Below are 17374 nucleotides of genomic sequence, written 5' to 3'. Positions count from 1 at the left end.
GCAAGGGGCTGTATATGTCTGATTTGACTACAATCGCACGCCCCTATGCTAAAGCAGCGTTTGACTTTGCGGTAGATAAAGGTGAGCTAGACCAATGGGGTCAAATGCTTACTTTTGCTGCCGAAGTGGCACAAAATGATGATGTTCATAATTTATTAAGCAGTTCAATGACTGCTGAAAAGTTAGCTGAAATATTCATTGTAATTTGTGGCGAACAATTTGATGAATTCGGCCAGAACTTAATTAAAGTGATGGCAGAGAATGGTCGTTTAATGGCCTTTCCTGATGTTTGTAAACAGTTCTTATTGCTTAAACAAGAGCACGAGAAAGAAATCGACGTTGACGTTACTTCAGCGGTTGAACTTTCTGAAGAACAGCGCACAAGCATCATCAGCAAATTGGAACTGCGCCTAGCGCGCAAAGTTCAGCTGAATTGCAGTATAGATGAGACTCTACTTAGTGGAGTTATTATTCGAGCCGGAGACCTAGTCATCGATAACTCAGCGCGCAGTCGTTTAGACCGCCTGAGCGATGCATTGCAGTCTTAATGGGGATTGGAGCATGCAACTTAATTCCACTGAAATTAGCGATCTAATTAAACAACGTATTGAATCTTTCGACGTTGTTAGTGAAGCTCGCAATGAAGGTACTATCGTTTCTGTAAGCGATGGCATCCTTAGCATCCACGGCCTAGCGGACGTGATGCAAGGTGAAATGATCGAACTACCGGGTGGCCGTTACGCGCTAGCACTAAACTTGAACCGTGATTCGGTTGGTGCTGTTGTAATGGGCCCGTATGCTGACCTACAGGAAGGCATGAAAGTTACAGGTACTGGTCGTATTCTTGAAGTACCAGTAGGTCCTGAAATGCTTGGTCGTGTTGTAAACACGCTAGGTGAGCCAATTGATGGTAAAGGTCCTATCGAAGCGAAACTAACTTCGCCTGTAGAAATTATCGCACCAGGTGTAATCGACCGTAAATCGGTAGATCAACCTGTTCAAACTGGTTACAAGTCAGTTGACTCAATGATCCCTATCGGTCGTGGTCAACGTGAACTAGTAATCGGTGACCGTCAGACTGGTAAAACAGCAATGGCGATCGATGCGATTATCAACCAGAAAGACTCTGGTATTTTCTCTATCTACGTAGCTATCGGCCAAAAAGCGTCGACTATTGCTAACGTAGTTCGCAAACTAGAAGAGCACGGCGCACTGGCTAACACTGTTGTTGTTGTTGCATCTGCTTCTGAATCTGCTGCGCTGCAATACCTTGCACCGTATGCTGGTTGTGCGATGGGTGAATACTTCCGTGATCGCGGCGAAGATGCACTGATTGTTTATGATGATCTATCTAAGCAAGCGGTAGCTTACCGTCAAATTTCACTACTACTTAAGCGTCCACCTGGTCGTGAAGCGTTCCCTGGTGATGTTTTCTACCTTCACTCTCGTCTACTAGAGCGTGCTGCTCGTGTAAGCGAAGCATACGTAGAAAAGTTCACTAACGGTGAAGTGACAGGCAAGACTGGTTCTTTAACTGCTCTTCCTATCATCGAAACGCAAGCTGGTGACGTATCTGCATTCGTACCAACGAACGTAATCTCGATTACTGATGGTCAGATCTTCCTACAAACTGAACTATTCAACGCGGGCGTACGTCCAGCTGTTGACCCTGGTATCTCAGTTTCTCGTGTAGGTGGTTCGGCGCAGACTAAAATCATCAAGAAGCTATCTGGCGGTATCCGTACTGCTCTAGCTCAATACCGTGAACTTGCAGCATTTGCACAGTTCTCATCGGATCTTGATGAAGCGACCAAAAAGCAACTAGACCACGGTCAAAAAGTTACAGAACTGATGAAGCAGAAACAATATGCTCCTATGTCTGTATTTGACCAAGCTCTAGTAATCTTCGCTGCAGAGCGTGGATACCTTCAAGACGTAGAACTGTCTAAAGTTCTAGATTTTGAAGCTGCTTTACTGTCGTTTGCTCGTGGTCAATACGCTGATCTAGCAACACAGATCGACGCAACGGGTGCTTTCAACAAAGAAATCGAAGCTGAGCTGAAGAAGCTTGTTGACGATTTCAAGGCAACCCAGACCTGGTAATTGGTAGGTGGTCTTAGGGCCACCTCATACCATTAACGGAGAGTAACGATGGCCGGCGCAAAAGAGATACGTAATAAAATCGGTAGTGTTAAAAGCACACAGAAGATTACGAAAGCAATGGAAATGGTAGCAGCTTCGAAAATGCGTCGTTCTCAAGACGCAATGGAAGCTACTCGTCCATATGCAGAAACAATGCGTAAAGTGATCGGTCATTTGGCTAATGGTAGCCTCGAGTATAAGCATCCTTATCTTGAGGAACGTGAAGCCAAACGTGTTGGTTACATCATCGTTTCTACAGACCGTGGTCTTTGTGGTGGTTTGAACATTAACTTGTTCAAAAAAGCTATGAACGACATGAAAGATTGGTCTGAGAAAGGTGCTGATGTAGAGCTTGCAATTGTAGGTTCTAAAGCAACAGCATTTTTCAATAACAGCGGCGCGAAAGTAGCAGCTCAAGTTTCTGGTCTGGGCGATCGTCCAAGCCTTGAAGACTTGATTGGCTCTGTAAGCGTTATGCTGAAGAAATATGATGAAGGTGAATTGGATCGCCTGTTCGTAGTGTTTAACAGATTTGAAAACACTATGGTTCAAGAACCAACGATCGATCAATTACTTCCTTTGCCTAAATCAGACAGCGAAGAAATGAAACGCAGTCATTCTTGGGACTACATTTATGAGCCCGAGCCAAAACCACTACTAGATGCACTATTAGTTCGATACGTCGAATCTCAAGTGTATCAAGGTGTGGTCGAGAATCTTGCTTGTGAGCAAGCAGCTCGAATGATTGCAATGAAATCAGCAACAGATAACGCTGGTGACATTATTGATGACTTAGAACTTGTGTATAACAAAGCCCGTCAATCGGCGATTACACAAGAACTTTCTGAGATCGTTTCAGGCGCAGCTGCGGTTTAAGCTTAGGTAAAACTAAATAGTTAGAGGATTAACGATGGCTACAGGTAAGATCGTACAGATCATTGGTGCGGTAGTCGACGTAGAGTTCCCACAGGGCGAAGTACCTCGTGTATACGATGCTCTGAATGTTAATGAAGTGACAGAACGTCTAGTTCTTGAAGTTCAGCAACAACTTGGCGGTGGCGTAGTACGCGCAATCGTAATGGGTAGCTCTGATGGTTTACGTCGTGGTTTGACAGTTGAAAATACTGGCGCTCCAATCTCGGTACCAGTAGGTACTAAGACACTTGGTCGTATCATGAACGTCCTAGGTGACGCAATTGATGAGTGTGGTGAAATCGGTGCTGAAGAGCATTACGCAATTCACCGCGAAGCTCCAAGCTACGAAGAGCAGTCTAACGAGACTTCTCTTCTAGAAACTGGTGTTAAAGTAATCGACTTGATTTGTCCATTCGCTAAGGGTGGTAAAATCGGTCTATTCGGTGGTGCTGGTGTAGGTAAGACCGTTAACATGATGGAACTTATCAACAACATCGCACTTCAACACTCAGGCCTATCTGTATTTGCAGGTGTAGGTGAGCGTACTCGTGAAGGTAACGATTTCTACTTTGAGATGCAGGAAGCAGGTGTTGTAAACATCGAAAACCCTGAAGAATCAAAAGTAGCGATGGTTTACGGTCAGATGAACGAGCCACCAGGTAACCGTCTACGTGTTGCACTGACTGGTCTAACAATGGCTGAGCGCTTCCGTGACGAAGGTCGTGACGTTCTACTGTTTGTTGATAACATCTACCGTTACACACTAGCAGGTACTGAAGTTTCAGCACTTCTAGGTCGTATGCCTTCTGCGGTAGGTTACCAACCTACACTAGCTGAAGAAATGGGTGTTCTACAAGAGCGTATCACGTCAACTAAAGCTGGTTCTATCACGTCTGTACAGGCGGTATATGTACCTGCGGATGACTTGACTGACCCGTCTCCAGCAACAACGTTCGCTCACTTAGATGCAACGGTAGTACTTAACCGTAATATCGCATCTATGGGTCTATACCCAGCGATCGACCCGCTAGATTCTACTTCACGTCAACTGGATCCATTGGTAGTTGGACAAGAGCACTACGACATCGCTCGTGGCGTTCAGTCTACTCTTCAGCGCTATAAAGAGCTGAAAGATATCATTGCTATCCTAGGTATGGACGAGCTATCTGAAGAAGATAAGCAAGTTGTATCTCGTGCTCGTAAGATTGAGAAGTTCCTAACTCAGCCTTACCACGTAGCGGAAGTATTTACAGGTGACCCAGGCGTTTACGTACCTCTTAAAGAGACTCTACGTGGCTTCCAAGGTCTTCTATCTGGTGAATACGATGACATTCCAGAGCAAGCGTTCATGTACTGTGGTGCAATTGACGAAGCTATTGAGAATGCTAAGAAGCTATAAGGCTAACTAGGAGGCGATATGGCAGCAATAACCTTTCACCTAGACGTTGTAAGTGCAGAGAAACAAATTTTCTCAGGCCTTGTTGAGACGTTTCAGGTGACCGGTAGTGAGGGTGAGCTTGGTATTTTCCATGGTCACACTCCACTGCTGACCGCTATCAAGCCTGGTATGGTGCGTATTGTTAAGCAGCACGGCCACGAAGAAATTATTTATGTTTCTGGTGGTATGGTAGAAGTTCAACCTGGTACAGCGACTGTACTGGCTGATACGGCTATCCGTGGTGAAGAACTAGACGCAGCAAAGGCGGAAGAAGCTAAACGCAAGGCTGTGGAGAATATCCAAAATCAGCATGGCGACATAGACTTCGCACAAGCGGCCGGTGAACTGGCTAAAGCCATTGCTCAGTTACGAGTTATCGAACTGACAAAACAGCGCCGTTAATCTTTTATAAGATTATTGGTTCTGTAATAAAGGCGACCTTAGGGTCGCCTTTTTGCTTTTCTGGAATCACGGAAATGTTCAGTTTTACGTATCAGTAATGGTTTAGTTGCCATTGATATTTAATTTTTTGGCTAAAAACGGTTACAATATCGGCTTAATAAAAATAATGTTGGATAGGTTTACAATGAAGTTTAGTGCGGTAATTCTCGCAGCGGGCAAAGGCACTCGCATGTATTCAAACACACCAAAGGTTCTGCATACTCTTGCGGGTAAGCCGATGGTTAAACATGTTATCGATACATGTAATGGTCTTGGTGCTCAAAACATCAACTTGGTTTACGGTCACGGTGGTGATCAGATGAAGGCTACTTTAGCTGAAGAATCGGTAAACTGGGCACTGCAAGCTGAGCAGTTGGGTACTGGCCACGCTGTGGATCAGGCATCTGCACATTTCGCTGATGATGAAAAAGTACTAGTGCTATACGGTGATGTTCCATTGATTTCACCTCAAACCATTGAAAACCTATTAGACGCTCAACCAAATGGTGGCATCGCGCTACTTACGGTCGTGTTAGACAACCCAATGGGCTACGGTCGCATTATTCGTCGTAATGGTCCTGTTGTCGCTATCGTTGAACAAAAAGACGCAACGGATGAGCAGAAGCTTATCAAAGAGATCAACACTGGCGTTATGGTGGCGACTGGTGGCGATCTGAAGCGTTGGTTGTCTGGCTTAAGCAACGATAACGCACAAGGTGAATACTACCTGACTGACGTTATTGCAGCGGCTCACGATGAAGGTCGTGCTGTAGAAGCTGTACACCCAGTAAGCCCAATTGAAGTTGAAGGCGTGAACGACCGCTCTCAACTGGCTCGTTTAGAGCGCGCTTACCAAGCAGAGCAAGCCGACAAACTATTGAAGCAAGGCGTTATGCTACGCGACCCAAGCCGCTTTGATCTACGCGGTGAATTGCAGTGCGGTATGGATGTTGAGATTGATACTAACGTTATCATTGAAGGTAGCGTAAGCATTGGCGACAACGTGGTTATCGGCACCGGTTGTGTATTGAAAGACTGTGAGATCGATGACAACACCATCGTGCGTCCATACAGTGTAATTGAAGGTGCAACGGTCGGTGAAGACTGTACAGTTGGTCCTTTCACTCGTCTACGTCCTGGTGCTGACATGCGTAATAACTCGCACGTTGGTAACTTTGTCGAAATGAAGAATACTCGCCTTGGTGAAGGCTCTAAAGCGAATCACCTTACTTACCTAGGTGATGCTGAGATCGGTCAACGTGTAAATGTGGGTGCGGGTGCGATTACTTGTAACTACGACGGTGCGAACAAATTTAAGACCATCATTGGCGATGACGTATTCGTTGGCTCAGATAGTCAATTAATTGCTCCAGTTACTATTGGTAATGGCGCTACCGTTGGTGCTGGCTCTACAGTAACTCGTGATGTTTCTGAAAATGAGTTAGTTATCAGCCGTGCTAAAGAACGTAAGATTGCTGATTGGAAACGTCCAACTAAGAAGTAAGTACTAATGTCCAAAAGATATTCTGATACAAGCCAGTCGCAATACTACTGGCTGCTTTCTAAATAACTTTAGATATAAAAAAAGAGCGAGATTACTCGCTCTTTTTTGTTTTCGTTAAACGAGAAACTAGTCTTGTTTATCGTCAGCAACTACTCGAGAGTTATCCGGTGTTGCGAAGTGTTCAGAAAGCTCTTTATTCGAAACAATATAGCCAACCCACAATGCACCTAAACAAATCACTACCGCTATTCCTGTTGCGCTTAGTGCTTGGCTTGCCATTGCTGCAACCAATGCACTTGCTAGGCCACTAATACTGATTTGCAGGCTGTTTTGTAAGCCAGCCGCTGTCGCAGGGCTCTGTTTCGCGCTTGATAGGGCACGGTTTACTACGATTGGGTAAAGTGCGCCATTCGCTACGGCAATTAGACAGAAAGGTGCTAGTAGAGGCCAGATCGAAGTCAGTTCCCATTGTGATGCAATGAAAATCAGTAATGCGGCAACACTAAACAAACCAATAAGATTTCTTAGTACGACACCATCGCCATACTTCTTCACAGCCTGCTTACCGAAGTAACCACCCGCCATGAATGCGATTGTCTGTGGGATAAAGCTCAAGCCGATGTCTTTTGCTTCATAACCCAGTTGGGCCATGATCTCTGGCATACCGGTTAGGTAAGCGAAGAACGCTGCTGACGCAGAAGCAAACATCAACACATTACCCATGTAAGGCTTTGAATGAAGCAGTGCTTTGATATCGGTTTTGATCGACGTTTGTTTTACTTCTGGCGCTTCTTTTGGTTGAGCCATGGTCGTTGCGATCAACAATGCGCCCATTAGCGTCAGTGTGATAAAGATACTGTGCCAACCAAAGCTGTCTGCTAGCAACACACCCAGTTGCGGTGCTAATGCTGGAGATAGTGCTACTAGAGGCATGATAGTCGCAAAAATTTGCTGGCTGCTGCTTTGAGAGTAACGCTTAATAACCATTGCTTGCCAGATTACCGCAGGCGCACACACACCGATCGCTTGAATGAAGCGCAGCGTTAGTAGGTGCCATACTTCGGTACTGAATGCTAAGCCGAATGAAGCTGCAGTAAAGATAACAAGACCAACCGCTAGCGTATTACGGTGACCATACTTGTCACTCGCCAGACCCCAAAGAAGCTGACCCATTGCCATACCACCAAGGAATACGGTTAGAGACAGAGCAATCTGCTCAGGGCCGGTTGCAAAATCGACTTCCATTGCCTTAAATGCAGGAAGGTACATATCGGTCGCAATAAAGCCAAGCATGGAAAGAACTGCAAGGTAGACCAATTGAAATTTAGAAATATTCATAAGATGCCATTAAGCTAAAGGTAGTGATGTTTTTATCATCAAAAAAATTGTTAGATATTCAGGAGTAAGAACCCCTGTTTATTTATGCTGACATTCTATTTTTCAGAGCTGATAAAATAAAACGCTAAAATATGTAGTTATCAATCAAAAAATTTGAAGGCTTATGTTCTCTAAATCCTCGTTAGAAATGCTTGATACCGTTGCTCGCTTGGGCAGCTTCACTGCGGCTGCAGAGCAATTGCACAAAGTGCCATCGGCGATCAGCTATGGGGTTAGGCAGGTAGAGCAAGAGCTTGATGTTCTACTTTTCAGACGCTTACCAAGAAAAGTAGAGCTGACGCCTGCTGGGGAGTTGTTTATTGAAGAGGCTCGTCAACTGCTGAGACAGATGGAAGAACTCAGTGCGCAAACTCGCCGAGCTGCGCGTGGTTGGAAGAAAACCTTACGTCTAACCCTTGATAACGTGGTTAAGCTCGACAAGATGAAGCCGATGATTGAAGAGTTTTATCAAACCTTTGAGTTCGCTGAGCTGCAGATCAACATGGAAGTGTTTAATGGTTCTTGGGAAGCCATTGCACAGGGTAGGGCCGATGTCGTCATTGGCGCCACTTCGGCGATTCCGGTTGGCGGTGACTTTGAAGTTAAGGATATGGGGCGGTTAGATTGGGCATTTGTAATGTCACCCAGTCATCCGTGTGTGCGAGAGCAAAACCTTAATGAAGCCTTTGTTAGCCAGTATCCTGCGATCTGCTTGGATGATACCTCTAGCGTACTGCCAAAGCGTCACACTGGCCATTATGCGAGTCAGAGACGTCTTCTATTACCGAACTGGTACAGTGCGATAGAGTGCCTCAAGAATGGTGTTGGGGTGGGTTACATGCCAAGGCATATTGCCGCGCCTATTATCGAACAAGGCTTGCTGGTGGAAAAAATATTACCAGAGCCTAGCCCACAGAGTCACTGTTGTTTGGTGTGGCGAAAAGACGATAACCATAAATTGATCGAATGGATGGTCAAATATCTAGGATCAAGTGAACAGCTTCACCAAGATTGGTTAGATCATCGTAAAGCACTTTAATGATCTATTTGAAATAAGATCGTGTGAGGTTTATCGGAAACGCTCAAATAAAAAGAGCGAGTTAATACTCGCTCTTTTTGGTTCGATAGCTTAACTCTTAAGACAAGAAGAACTTGTAGGAAGGGTTGTCTGTTTCATCTTTGCACTGGTAGCCAAGTTCTTCTAAGTGTGTAGAGAACTGAGCTAAATCGTCATCACCGAGCTCGAAGCCACACAGCACACGACCGTAGTCGGCACCGTGGTTACGATAGTTGAACAGGCTGATATTCCAGTGAGTCCCTAAGGTATCAAGGAATTTAATCAATGCACCTGGGTATTCTGGGAACTCAAAGCTGTATAGGCGTTCTTTCAGAGGTTTCGATGGTTTACCGCCAATCATGTAGCGAATGTGCAGTTTTGCCATCTCATCATCTGAGAGATCGACAACCGGGTAGCCGCCTTCACGTAGGTCATTGATGATGTGCTCGAGCTCTTCTTGTCCACCTTGCAGACGTACACCAACGAAGATATTCGCTAGGCTTTCGTCGTTGTGGCGGTAGTTAAACTCAGTCACCGCTCGACCACCAATAATGTTACAGAACTCTAGGAACGCACCTTGTCGCTCTGGAATCGTCACCGCAAGTAGACCTTCTCGCTTCTCACCCAATTCACAACGTTCAGAGACATAACGCAGACCGTGGAAGTTGGTGTTCGCACCAGACAGTACCGTTGCTAGTTGCTTATTTTGCAGTTGGTTTTGTTCTGCAAACTTCTTCAAGCCAGCCAGAGCAAGCGCTCCTGAAGGCTCAGCAATTGCACGGGTATCTTCAAAGATGTCCTTTACCGCAGAGCAAATTTCATCGCTGGAGACGGTAATATGACCATCAATGTACTGTTGGCAAAGACGGAAGGTTTCTTCACCAATGCGTTTAACCGCAACACCATCAGCAAACATGCTGACCTGATCCAGTACCACTGGTTCACCCGCATCCAGTGCTGCTTTCAAGCAAGCCGAGTCTTCAGGCTCTACCGCAATCACTTTAATCTCTGGCATCAGTTGTTTGATAAGCACTGCAACACCAGCGGCTAAGCCACCACCACCAACCGGTACAAAGATATAATCCATGTGGCCGTTTTGCTGCAGCATCTCCATACCCATCGTACCTTGCCCTGCAATCACGAGTGGGTGATCGAAAGGAGGAACAAAGGTGAAGCCATGTTCAGCCGACAGACGTTCCGCTTCCGCTTTCGCTTCATCAAAATTACTGCCGTGTAAAACCACTTTGCCGCCAAATCCGCGTACTGCATCAACCTTGATATCCGGTGTCGTTTTTGGCATCACGATTGTGGTTTGAATACCCAACTTAGAGCCAGATAACGCCATTCCTTGTGCGTGATTCCCTGCGGATGCTGCGATAACACCGGCTGCTTTCTGTTGTTCAGAAAGGCTTGAAACCATGTTGTAAGCACCGCGCAGCTTAAACGAGTGTACCGGCTGACGGTCTTCTCGTTTTAGCTGAACCTGATTACCGATACGAGCGCTTAAGCGTGGCATATCTTGCAGAGGTGTCACGATTGCCGCTTCGTAAACCGGAGCTCTCAGGATCTGGCGCAGATAATCTGCGCCACTTTGTTTTTTGGGACTGGAGGTGTCATCACTCATAGTTAGCCCTCAAGCTTAGACTTATCACGCACAGCGCCTTTGTCGGCACTGGTCGCCATACTTGCGTAAGCTTTCAGTGCGAAAGATACTTCACGTTGACGGTTTTCTGGTTTCCAGCCTAGAGCATCTTGCTTAACACGACGCGCTTCTAGTTCTGCTTCTGGAACATCAAGCGTGATTGAGCGGCTAGGGATATCGATAGTGATGATATCGCCTGTGTTCACTAGACCAATTACACCACCGCTTGCTGCTTCTGGAGAAGCGTGACCGATAGACAGACCTGATGTACCACCAGAGAAACGACCATCGGTTAGAAGAGCACAAGACTTGCCTAGACCCATCGATTTTAGGTAAGTCGTTGGGTACAGCATTTCTTGCATACCTGGGCCGCCTTTAGGACCTTCGTAACGAATGACAACCACTTCGCCTGCTTTTACTTTACCCGCTAAGATGCCTTCTACTGCCGTATCTTGGCTTTCGAATACGATTGCAGGACCTTGGAATTTAAGGTTTTCTTCATCAACACCCGCGGTCTTAACGATACAACCATCAACGGCGATGTTACCTGAAAGTACCGCTAGGCCTCCTTCTTGGCTGAATGCGTTCTCTTTGGTACGAATACAACCTTCTTTGCGGTCGTCATCTAGACGATCCCAACGGCAATCTTGTGAGAAGGCTTTGGTGGTACGGATGCCTGCAGGACCTGCACGGAAGAACTTAAGCACGGCTTCGTCTTCTGTTTGCATGATGTCGTATTGAGCGAGCTGCTCTTGCATACTTAAGCCAAGTACGGTGCGAGTTTGATTATTCAGTAGGCCAGCACGATCAAGCTCACCTAGGATAGCCATTACGCCACCAGCACGGTGAACGTCTTCCATGTGGTATTTCGGTGTTGAAGGTGCCACTTTACATAGGTGTGGAACACGGCGAGACATCGCATCGATATCATCCATATCGAAATCAATGTCGCCTTCTTGAGCGGCCGCTAAAAGGTGAAGTACTGTGTTACTAGAACCACCCATTGCGATATCAAGCGCCATCGCATTATCAAAGGCTGCGCGGTTTGCGATGTTGCGTGGCAGTGCTGATTCGTCGTCTTGCTCGTAGTAGCGCTTGGTTAGATCAACTATGCGCTTACCGGCATTGATGAACAGTTCTTCACGGTCTGCGTGCGTCGCTAGCATAGAACCGTTACCAGGCTGAGATAGGCCAAGTGCTTCTGTTAGACAGTTCATGGAGTTAGCTGTGAACATACCTGAACATGAACCACAGGTTGGACATGCAGAACGTTCTACTTGCTCACTTTGCTCATCTGAAATCGTTGGATCGGCACCTTGGATCATTGCATCAACAAGGTCGAGCTTGATGATTTGATCTGAAAGCTTGGTTTTACCTGCTTCCATTGGGCCGCCTGATACAAAGATCACTGGGATGTTAAGGCGCATTGCAGCCATCATCATTCCCGGAGTGATTTTGTCACAGTTAGAGATACACACCATTGCGTCCGCACAGTGTGCATTGACCATGTATTCTACTGAGTCTGCAATAAGCTCACGTGATGGCAGTGAGTACAGCATGCCGCCGTGGCCCATTGCGATACCATCATCGACTGCGATGGTGTTGAATTCTTTAGCGATACCGCCCGCTTTCTCTATTTCACCCGCAACCAGCTGACCCATATCTTTAAGGTGAACGTGGCCTGGAACAAATTGAGTGAAAGAGTTTACAACCGCGATGATCGGCTTACCGAAGTCATCGTCTTTTACGCCAGTTGCACGCCATAAAGCGCGCGCACCAGCCATGTTGCGTCCGTGGGTTGTCGTTGCTGAACGATAGATTGGCATTGTTTAAATCCTTATAAAATATTTGGCTGTTGCTTACTTATTTGTTTGTGTTTGGCTTGCTGACGCATGGTCTGCTGGATAAACGTAGTCTAACCAGCCCCACTTATCTTCAGTGGTTCCATTGAATAAACCAAAGTAAGCTGCTTGAACTTTTTCAGTGATAGGACCGCGTTTGCCTTCACCTACTGTAATTTTGTCTACACTGCGAACCGGAACGATCTCTGCAGCTGTGCCTGTCATGAAGACTTCGTCAGCAAGGTATAGCGCTTCACGAGCAATGTTCTCTTCACGGATTTCGTAACCCATGTCTTTTGCTAGCGTCATGATCGAATCACGAGTGATACCCGGCAGAATCGCACTGGTCGCTGGTGGCGTTGATAAAATACCATCGCGCACTACAAAGATGTTTTCGCCTGCACCTTCGGAAAGGTAGCCATCGACGCTCAGTGCGATACCTTCGTCGTAACCATTACGGCGTGCTTCACCACCAACTAGTAATGAAGATAGGTAGTTACCACCAGCTTTTGCAGCGGTAGGAATCGTGTTTGGAGCGGCGCGGTTCCAGCTTGAAATCATCGCGTCCACACCATTTTCTAGTGCTTCTTCACCAAGGTAAGATCCCCAAGGGAACGCGGCGATGATTAGTTCCATCTCAGTGTCTTCTGGAGGGCAAACACCAAGGCCAACGTTACCAACAAATCCCAACGGGCGAATGTAGGCTGACTCTAGCTTATTTTGACGTAGCGTTTCGCGAGTCGCTTCCATAATTTCTTCCTCAGTGTAAGGAATAGGGAAGCGGTATATTTTCGCTGAATTTTTAAGTCGTTTTGCGTGTTCAGGGTGGCGGAAGATAACCGGCCCTTTTGGCGTATTATAACAACGAACGCCTTCAAACACGGAAGTGCCGTAGTGCATAGCGTGAGTGAGAACGTGAACGTTCGCCTCTGCCCAAGGAACCATCTCACCGTTAAACCAAATATAGTCTGCTGTTTTAGCTGTCATGCTTACGGTTCCTTATGCATTTATCTTTTGTTGTAGGTTGTTATTTGGTAGTTCATTGCGGCTGATAGAGATAACGTCAACGGTACGCACATCCCATAGCTTTTCGATTTGATTCACTAAGAATGAAATCGGACGATCACTGTCTACAATGATCTCAACGCTCGCGACTTTGCTTTCTTGGTTTTGAGTTCCGGCTACTTGTTTAACGATGAAACCACGATGACGGATGACACGAAGAACACGCTCTAGTAGTACAGGCTTATCATCAGCTTTGATGTCTAATAGGTATCTTTTCATATTATGTGTTCTCCAACATTTCACTGTTTGAAGCACCTGGTGGTACTAGTGGCCATACGTTTTCTTCTTCATCAATAAGCACATGAAGTAGATAAGCAGTTTTACTCTCAAGCATCTCTTTAAGAGCGGGTTCTACTTCTTCTTTGCGAGTGATGGTTTTTCCTGGGATATCAAACGCTTTTGCTAGCATCACAAAGTCAGGGTTGTCATCCAAAATCGTCTCACTGTGGCGACCATTAAAGAACAGTGATTGCCATTGGCGAACCATACCTAAGCGAGAGTTATTAAGAAGAACCATCTTCACTGGGATTTGGCGACGTTTTAATGTGCCAAGTTCTTGCACGTTCATCATGAAAGAACCATCACCAGAGATAAGAATAGATTGGTCATCAGGACGACCAACCGATGCGCCCATCGCAGCAGGTAAACCAAATCCCATGGTGCCTAAGCCGGCAGAGGTGATGAAGTTTTGCGGATCACGAGGCTGAATATGTTGAGCGGCCCACATCTGGTGCTGGCCAACGTCAGTTGAAACCATAGAGCTTGCAGGCATCATATCTGATAGCTGCTTCAACAATAATGGAGCAAAGATAAGGTCGCCTGGGTGGTCATAGCGCCATTTGAATGAGGTGCGTAGCCCTTCAGAGTGGTGAACCCAAGAAGAGATGTCTTGGCTCAATTCTAGCTGAGGCATGATCTTGTTGATGTCACCGCGAATTGGCGCATCAGCAAGACGCAATTTGCTGAACTCTGCCGCATCGATATCGATATGGATAACTTTAGCGTGCGGTGCAAAGGTATCGAGTTTGCCGGTTACTCGGTCATCAAAACGAGCACCAACAACAATCAATAAGTCACTTTCTTGAACCACTAGGTTAGCGGCTTTAGTGCCGTGCATACCAAGCATGCCAAGGTAGTGTGGGTCGTCACGTTCAATAGTGCCTAAGCCTTTGAGTGTGCTTACGGCAGGCATTGGGTTAAGGCGTAAAAACTCACGAACTGCATCGGTTGCTTTCGCCAGTTGAACGCCACCCCCTACGTATAAAACAGGACGAGTCGCTTGAGATAAGAAGTACTGAGCTTGTTCAATGGCATCCGTTGTCACAACAGGAAGTGCTGGTGGTGTAAATTCAGGAAGAATTTTTACAGGGGATTCTGCTAGTTGAACATCTTTAGCTATATCGACAATAACCGGACCGGGACGTCCTGCTTTCGCAACGATAAATGCTTCCGCCAATGTTGGCGCAAGATCTTCAATGTCGGTAACGAGGTAGCTGTGTTTAGTACATGACAGAGACATACCAATCACATCCATTTCTTGGAATGCATCAGTACCGATGTGGGAGCTAGCAACTTGACCAGTGATAGCGACGAGTGGGATGGAGTCCATAAAGGCATCAGCAAGACCTGTTACTAGGTTCGTCGCGCCTGGGCCTGAGGTTGCCATACAAACAGCCACGTCTTGTGTTGCACGCGCCATACCAATAGCAGCCATTGCAGCACCTTGTTCATGGCGACAAAGGATGTGTTCAACACCGCCGTCATAAAGTGCATCGTAGATTGGCATGATGGCACCACCAGGGTAACCAAATACGGTCTCAATGCCTTGTTGCTTGAGTGCGGATACGACTAGTTCTGCGCCTTTCATCGTAATCCCTCCGTATTACCTTTATTTTGGTCATTGTTTCCGTTGTCTTTGCACATCTTGTGCTCCCATTCTTCCTGTAAATCGGCAAGGCCGAAAATAATAAAAATTATAAAAATCGAATCGCTAAATTAGAAAAAACCCCCGGACTTTTCAGTGCGGGGGTTTTTTCTAATTCGTGGTTACTTTCTTCCCACTCGCCCCCGCGCAGTCTTAATAATGACTACGATAATCAGGTTAATCAGTGCGTAAATGCGAGCGTTAAAAATCATAATTTTCGAGTTTTCTCGTTTATTGTCTTAAGTAAAAGTCTACATCTCTAGTGTTATCACACAAATCTGCAGTATGACAAGGAAAATGTCATTCTTTTTTCACATTAAAACACCATTCCACCACGCTATATAACAACCTTATCGCTTTGGTGAGCAATGAATATCCAGAGTGAATACTTTTAAATCAAAGACAAAGGAAAGTTATGGGACTCGCGATAATTCATAGCCGAGCTAGTGTGGGTGTAGAGGCGCCAGAAGTGACCGTTGAGGTGCATATAAGCAACGGAATGCCCGGTTTTACGCTGGTGGGTTTACCTGAAACTACGGTTAAAGAATCGAAAGACCGAGTGAGGAGTGCCATCATCAATTCTCGCTTTGAATTCCCATCGAAAAGAATCACAGTCAATCTTGCTCCTGCCGATTTACCCAAAGAAGGAGGGCGTTTTGACTTACCAATTGCTCTGGGGATTTTGGTGGCGTCCGATCAACTACCCACATCAAAAATTGCCCAACATGAGTTTATTGGTGAGTTGGCGTTATCGGGACAATTACGTTCAGTCAAAGGAGTTCTACCAGCGACATTAGCGGCGGATAGTGTTGAGCGATGCTTGGTGGTACCGCATCACAATGGTGATCAGGCGGCCTTAGTCGGCAAGGGGGCCCATAAATCAGCGCAAACCTTGCTAGAGGTTTGTGCAGATATGTGTGGCCAGGCTCAGCTTGGTCTATATCGAACCGAACATCATCATGTCGATGTGTCTGATAATCGTGACTTACAAGATATTATTGGCCAGCAGCAAGGTAAGCGAGCACTGGAGATCGCCGCAGCGGGCAACCATAACCTACTTTTTCTCGGCCCGCCTGGAACTGGGAAAACCATGTTGGCTTCTCGATTGCGCGATTTGTTGCCTGAAATGAGTGACGACGAGGCGATGGAAACCGCTTCGGTAGCCTCTTTAACGCAACAAGAGATCAATCAATACAACTGGAAACAACGACCTTTCCGTTCCCCACACCATTCGAGTTCGATGGCAGCATTGGTCGGTGGTGGCTCGATACCTCGCCCCGGTGAGATATCTTTGGCGCATAATGGCTTATTGTTTCTTGATGAGATGCCAGAGTTTGAGCGTAAGGTGCTTGATTCACTGCGAGAGCCGCTAGAGTCGGGTGAAATCATTATCTCCCGTGTCGCGGGTAAGACGCGTTTTCCGGCGCGCTTTCAATTGGTTGGTGCGCTTAACCCAAGCCCAACAGGATATTACGAGGGCAATCAAGCTCGAGCGAACCCGCAAATTATCCTGCGTTACCTCAACCGCTTATCTGGGCCATTGTTGGATAGATTCGATATGTCATTGGAGATCCCTCTATTGCCCAAAGGGATGTTAGCCGAAGGAGGCGATCGTGGGGAAACCACTCAAGTCGTGAAGCAACGAGTTAAACAAGCGCGTCAGTTGATGTTATCTCGAAACCATAAGTCGAATGCACTGTTAGGTAGCCGAGAAATTGAAAAGTATTGCCCATTGCGACGGGAAGATGCGGAGTTTCTCGAGACCGCACTGCATCGATTGGGTTTATCGATCCGTGCCTATCATCGAATCATCAAGGTAGCGCGAACCATTGCAGACCTTGACGGTAATGAGCAGATTGAAAAGAAGCACTTATCAGAGGCACTTGGCTACCGAGCGATGGATCGACTGTTGAAACAACTCACGGCTCAAGCGGTGTAGTCATGCCAATCGTAGTAAATAACGGGTCATTTATTTACTACGATTGGTATACAAACAAGAAAGCCTGCTTTTTACGCAGGCTTTCGTTG

At 46.3% G+C, this 17374-nt stretch carries 14 protein-coding genes; 8 read left to right on the top strand and 6 right to left on the bottom strand.

Annotated elements, in window-relative coordinates; translation table 11 throughout:
• Nucleotides 1–14 precede the first annotated feature (14 nt).
• From atpH to glmU, 6 genes are all read left to right on the top strand, one after another.
• Complete coding sequence (atpH, locus tag AC3CH4_RS15415) at nt 15–548, top strand: F0F1 ATP synthase subunit delta (protein ID WP_004735736.1); 534 nt, start codon at nt 15–17, stop codon at nt 546–548.
• Between the two features lie 13 nt (nt 549–561).
• On the top strand, nt 562–2103 hold the full coding sequence (gene atpA / locus AC3CH4_RS15410) for a F0F1 ATP synthase subunit alpha (protein WP_004735737.1): 1542 nt from the start codon (nt 562–564) through the stop codon (nt 2101–2103).
• Between the two features lie 48 nt (nt 2104–2151).
• Complete coding sequence (gene atpG / locus AC3CH4_RS15405; RefSeq protein ID WP_004735739.1) at nt 2152–3018, top strand: F0F1 ATP synthase subunit gamma; 867 nt, start codon at nt 2152–2154, stop codon at nt 3016–3018.
• Between the two features lie 34 nt (nt 3019–3052).
• Nucleotides 3053–4456 (top strand): F0F1 ATP synthase subunit beta, encoded by a 1404-nt coding sequence (gene atpD / locus AC3CH4_RS15400; RefSeq protein ID WP_017077305.1) that lies wholly within the window; start codon nt 3053–3055, stop codon nt 4454–4456.
• An 18-nt stretch (nt 4457–4474) separates the two neighbouring features.
• On the top strand, nt 4475–4897 hold the full coding sequence (locus AC3CH4_RS15395) for a F0F1 ATP synthase subunit epsilon (RefSeq protein ID WP_004735742.1): 423 nt from the start codon (nt 4475–4477) through the stop codon (nt 4895–4897).
• A 184-nt stretch (nt 4898–5081) separates the two neighbouring features.
• Nucleotides 5082–6440 (top strand): bifunctional UDP-N-acetylglucosamine diphosphorylase/glucosamine-1-phosphate N-acetyltransferase GlmU, encoded by a 1359-nt coding sequence (gene glmU, locus AC3CH4_RS15390; RefSeq protein WP_488518299.1) that lies wholly within the window; start codon nt 5082–5084, stop codon nt 6438–6440.
• Between the two features lie 126 nt (nt 6441–6566).
• On the opposite strand, the gene punC is transcribed toward glmU, so the two are convergent.
• Nucleotides 6567–7778, bottom strand: a complete 1212-nt coding sequence (gene punC / locus AC3CH4_RS15385; protein WP_017090728.1) for a purine nucleoside transporter PunC — start codon at nt 7776–7778, stop codon at nt 6567–6569.
• Between the two features lie 163 nt (nt 7779–7941).
• Between punC and punR the strand changes: the two genes are divergently transcribed.
• Nucleotides 7942–8856 carry a DNA-binding transcriptional activator PunR gene (punR, locus tag AC3CH4_RS15380; protein ID WP_004735746.1) on the top strand — a complete coding sequence of 305 codons (915 nt, stop codon included), beginning with the start codon at nt 7942–7944 and terminating at the stop codon, nt 8854–8856.
• A 97-nt stretch (nt 8857–8953) separates the two neighbouring features.
• Here punR and ilvA read toward each other — a convergent pair whose 3' ends face one another.
• The 5 genes from ilvA to ilvG are packed head-to-tail and all read right to left on the bottom strand — an operon-like array spanning nt 8954 to nt 15289.
• Nucleotides 8954–10498, bottom strand: a complete 1545-nt coding sequence (gene ilvA / locus AC3CH4_RS15375; protein ID WP_065205706.1) for a threonine ammonia-lyase, biosynthetic — start codon at nt 10496–10498, stop codon at nt 8954–8956.
• A gap of 2 nt (nt 10499–10500) precedes the next feature.
• Complete coding sequence (ilvD, locus tag AC3CH4_RS15370; RefSeq protein ID WP_054548317.1) at nt 10501–12342, bottom strand: dihydroxy-acid dehydratase; 1842 nt, start codon at nt 12340–12342, stop codon at nt 10501–10503.
• A 33-nt stretch (nt 12343–12375) separates the two neighbouring features.
• The gene (locus AC3CH4_RS15365; RefSeq protein ID WP_488543108.1) at nt 12376–13344 is read right to left on the bottom strand and encodes a branched-chain amino acid transaminase; all 969 of its coding nucleotides are present in this window, start codon (nt 13342–13344) and stop codon (nt 12376–12378) included.
• A 12-nt stretch (nt 13345–13356) separates the two neighbouring features.
• Complete coding sequence (gene ilvM, locus AC3CH4_RS15360; protein ID WP_017073841.1) at nt 13357–13641, bottom strand: acetolactate synthase 2 small subunit; 285 nt, start codon at nt 13639–13641, stop codon at nt 13357–13359.
• Between the two features lies 1 nt (nt 13642).
• Nucleotides 13643–15289 carry an acetolactate synthase 2 catalytic subunit gene (ilvG, locus tag AC3CH4_RS15355; RefSeq protein ID WP_145565995.1) on the bottom strand — a complete coding sequence of 549 codons (1647 nt, stop codon included), beginning with the start codon at nt 15287–15289 and terminating at the stop codon, nt 13643–13645.
• A 472-nt stretch (nt 15290–15761) separates the two neighbouring features.
• Here ilvG and AC3CH4_RS15350 point away from each other — a divergent pair, with 472 nt between their 5' ends.
• Nucleotides 15762–17285 carry a YifB family Mg chelatase-like AAA ATPase gene (locus tag AC3CH4_RS15350; protein ID WP_488543107.1) on the top strand — a complete coding sequence of 508 codons (1524 nt, stop codon included), beginning with the start codon at nt 15762–15764 and terminating at the stop codon, nt 17283–17285.
• Nucleotides 17286–17374: the final 89 nt, after the last annotated feature.

The sequence above is a fragment of the Vibrio sp. QJM3NY_26 genome, from assembly GCF_057786005.1.
Note: the sequence above shows the minus strand (reverse complement) of the source record. Positions and strands in the feature narration are given on the sequence as shown.

What these genes read in the sequence shown, in the direction of transcription:
- punR (WP_004735746.1), top strand. Translation starts at nt 7,942, where the DNA reads ATGTTCTCTAAATCCTCGTTAGAAATGCTTGATACCGTTGCTCGCTTG.
- ilvA (WP_065205706.1), bottom strand. Translation starts at nt 10,498, where the DNA reads ATGAGTGATGACACCTCCAGTCCCAAAAAACAAAGTGGCGCAGATTAT.
- punC (WP_017090728.1), bottom strand. Translation starts at nt 7,778, where the DNA reads ATGAATATTTCTAAATTTCAATTGGTCTACCTTGCAGTTCTTTCCATG.
- ilvG (WP_145565995.1), bottom strand. Translation starts at nt 15,289, where the DNA reads ATGAAAGGCGCAGAACTAGTCGTATCCGCACTCAAGCAACAAGGCATT.
- glmU (WP_488518299.1), top strand. Translation starts at nt 5,082, where the DNA reads ATGAAGTTTAGTGCGGTAATTCTCGCAGCGGGCAAAGGCACTCGCATG.
- atpG (WP_004735739.1), top strand. Translation starts at nt 2,152, where the DNA reads ATGGCCGGCGCAAAAGAGATACGTAATAAAATCGGTAGTGTTAAAAGC.
- atpD (WP_017077305.1), top strand. Translation starts at nt 3,053, where the DNA reads ATGGCTACAGGTAAGATCGTACAGATCATTGGTGCGGTAGTCGACGTA.
- atpA (WP_004735737.1), top strand. Translation starts at nt 562, where the DNA reads ATGCAACTTAATTCCACTGAAATTAGCGATCTAATTAAACAACGTATT.
- AC3CH4_RS15395 (WP_004735742.1), top strand. Translation starts at nt 4,475, where the DNA reads ATGGCAGCAATAACCTTTCACCTAGACGTTGTAAGTGCAGAGAAACAA.
- AC3CH4_RS15365 (WP_488543108.1), bottom strand. Translation starts at nt 13,344, where the DNA reads ATGACAGCTAAAACAGCAGACTATATTTGGTTTAACGGTGAGATGGTT.
- ilvD (WP_054548317.1), bottom strand. Translation starts at nt 12,342, where the DNA reads ATGCCAATCTATCGTTCAGCAACGACAACCCACGGACGCAACATGGCT.
- ilvM (WP_017073841.1), bottom strand. Translation starts at nt 13,641, where the DNA reads ATGAAAAGATACCTATTAGACATCAAAGCTGATGATAAGCCTGTACTA.
- atpH (WP_004735736.1), top strand. Translation starts at nt 15, where the DNA reads ATGTCTGATTTGACTACAATCGCACGCCCCTATGCTAAAGCAGCGTTT.
- AC3CH4_RS15350 (WP_488543107.1), top strand. Translation starts at nt 15,762, where the DNA reads ATGGGACTCGCGATAATTCATAGCCGAGCTAGTGTGGGTGTAGAGGCG.